The 2,219-nt window shown below is 63.1% G+C and carries 3 protein-coding genes and 1 pseudogene; 1 reads left to right on the top strand and 3 read right to left on the bottom strand.

Going from position 1 to position 2,219, the window contains the following annotated elements:
* The 3 genes and pseudogenes from AC5DC2_RS23225 to AC5DC2_RS23235 form a co-directional block, all read right to left on the bottom strand.
* A pseudogene (locus AC5DC2_RS23225) lies at positions 1-481 on the bottom strand (two-component sensor histidine kinase); the annotation flags it as partial.
* 90 nt (positions 482-571) lie between these two features.
* Positions 572-1,267: a response regulator gene (locus AC5DC2_RS23230; protein ID WP_024706539.1), complete on the bottom strand. Its 696-nt coding sequence runs from the start codon at positions 1,265-1,267 to the stop codon at positions 572-574.
* A complete protein-coding gene (locus AC5DC2_RS23235) occupies positions 1,264-1,812 on the bottom strand; it encodes a MarR family winged helix-turn-helix transcriptional regulator (RefSeq protein ID WP_024706538.1) in 549 nt (182 codons plus the stop codon). The genes AC5DC2_RS23230 and AC5DC2_RS23235 overlap by 4 nt, the downstream gene beginning before the upstream one ends.
* A 127-nt stretch (positions 1,813-1,939) precedes the next feature.
* Between AC5DC2_RS23235 and AC5DC2_RS23240 the strand changes: the two genes are divergently transcribed.
* A partial coding sequence (locus AC5DC2_RS23240) for an MBL fold metallo-hydrolase (protein ID WP_491700198.1) occupies positions 1,940-2,219 on the top strand: 280 nt, incomplete at its 3' end.

Consider the following 2,219-nt stretch of genomic DNA (forward strand, 5'->3'; position numbering starts at 1 on the left):
CGAAGATCCGCAATATGCCGTCGTCGAGCTTGATGCGGATCTCCACGAAACGCGAATCGCCGAGCGTATCGATCCAGAAGGGGCGACCGATCTTGGCGGAGATCAGTTCCGCCAGAACCTGGTCCAGAAGGCCGAAAAAGGGCTTCGGCAGGGGCGGGGGCAGCTTGCCGTCTGGTTCGATGGCGACCCTCAGCCCCATGTCACGGGCGGCGATGGACACGATCTCGTCCTGGTAATCGGGGTCGGTCGTGTCGATCAGGTTGATGATTGCGGCGATATCGCCGGTCACCGCGTCGGCGAGGCGGTGGGTGACCATCTGCCAGTGCCGCTCCATGAACACCGTTGCGACGACGGCCTGAAGCAGCAGCATCGGCATGATGATGATCAGCAGCGAGCGGGCGAAAAGACCGCGCGGCAGGCGGTGATGGGTCCAGCGGGCCACAGTCTTGTAGGCGTAGTAGAGGTGCCGGAGGCCCGGCAGCCGGACGACGGCGCGATAGGCCGTGTGAAGTCTGTCGGCAAGTTTCCCGCACGCATCCTTCAGGCTTTGGCTGAGTTGTCTCAAGACCTGTTATTCCCGGTTCAGACGATAGCCGATGCCGCGCACCGTCTGCAGGTAGCGCGGGTTTGCCGGATCACTCTCGATCTTGCGCCGCAGCCGGTTGATCTGCACGTCGATCGTGCGCTCGTTGATCTCGGCGTCCGAGCTGACGAGATCGTAACGCGCCACGGTCTCGCCGGCCTTTTGCGCCAGCATCGACATGATGTCCTGTTCCCGCTCGGTAAGCCGTATCGGCGTCGCGCCCTTCTTCAATTCGCGGCGGCCGAGCGAAAACGTGTAGGGCCCGAACATGATCTGTTCGATCGCCGGCGTCTTCGGCGCCTGGGCGCGGCGCAGGATGTTGCTGATCCTCAGCAGAAGCTCGCGCGGCTCGAAGGGCTTGGGGAGATAGTCGTCCGCGCCCGCCTCAAGCCCCTCGATCCGGGCATCGGCCTCGGCCCTGGCGGTCAAGAGCAGCACGGGGATCGGACGGAGTTTGCTCAGGTCGCGCGTGAGCGAAACGCCGTCCTCGCCCGGCATCATCACGTCGAGCACCAGAAGGTCGAAATCGAGGCCCTCGAGCTTGCGCCGCGCCTCGGCCGCATCTCCGGCCGTTGAAACCCTGTAGCCCTGTTCGCCGAGATAGCGTTTCAGAAGCGTGCGGATACGGGTGTCGTCGTCGACGATCAGAAGGTGGGGGGCGTCGTCTGCGATGTCCCTGGTCATGGTCGCTTTCCGTCATTGGAGGAGAGCAAGGCGCCGCACAAAGCCGCGGGATCGTCATTGCACATCCGCGACAGGAAGGTCTTCACGGCGTCCCGCTCGGAGGCATCGAGGCCGCCGAAGGCTTTGCTGATGCGTTCGAGCTGCGGCGCGAGCAGTTCCTGACGCAGGCTTTCGCCTCTTGCAGAAAGGAACAGGCGGCGCTGGCGGCGGTCTTCCGGCCCCGTCGTCTGGCGCACATAGCCGGCATCGATCAGCTGCTTGAGAACCCGCGCGAGGCTCTGCTTGGTAATGCTCAGCGTCTCCAGAAGGTCGGCGACGCTCATGCCCGGTCGGCTGCCGACGAAATGGACCACGCGATGGTGAGCCCGCCCGAAGCCGATTTCGCCCAGAATCGCGTCCGGATCGGACGTGAAATCGCGGTAGGCGAAAAACAGAAGCTCTACGATCTCGAACGCGGCCTCGCCGTCATCGCGGACAGCCGGTTCTTCGTTTCTTATCGCTTCGCTCTTCGGCACGGAGCCTTGCGTCCTTTCGCCGTTTTGCATTTCCCGACGGCCCGGGGTTTTGCAATCAAACCAAGTCTGACATAGGTGTTGCAATAGGTTTAGTGCGGTTCACCGCGAAATGGAAGACGCGGCGGACGATCGGCAGACGGGAGAGACAATCAAGACCATGGCACAGCTTCAGGCCGGGATCATTCCCGTCACACCCTTGCAGCAGAACTGCACCGTGCTGTTCGACCTGGAAAGCCGCGAAGGCGTGCTGGTCGATCCGGGCGGCGATGCCGAGGTGATCATCCAGACGGTCGAGGAAAACGGCATCAAGCTCCAGGCGATCTGGCTGACCCACGGCCATCTCGACCATGCCGGCGGCGCGATGGAGATGAAGGAGCAGCTCGGGCTTGAAATCATCGGCCCGCATGAGGACGACAAGCCGATCCTCGAGGCGATCG

This window comes from Martelella sp. (assembly GCF_984369615.1).

Excerpts from the sequence above, each read along its gene's own strand:
- AC5DC2_RS23235 (WP_024706538.1), bottom strand. The coding sequence starts at position 1,812 with ATGCAAAACGGCGAAAGGACGCAAGGCTCCGTGCCGAAGAGCGAAGCG.
- AC5DC2_RS23230 (WP_024706539.1), bottom strand. The coding sequence starts at position 1,267 with ATGACCAGGGACATCGCAGACGACGCCCCCCACCTTCTGATCGTCGAC.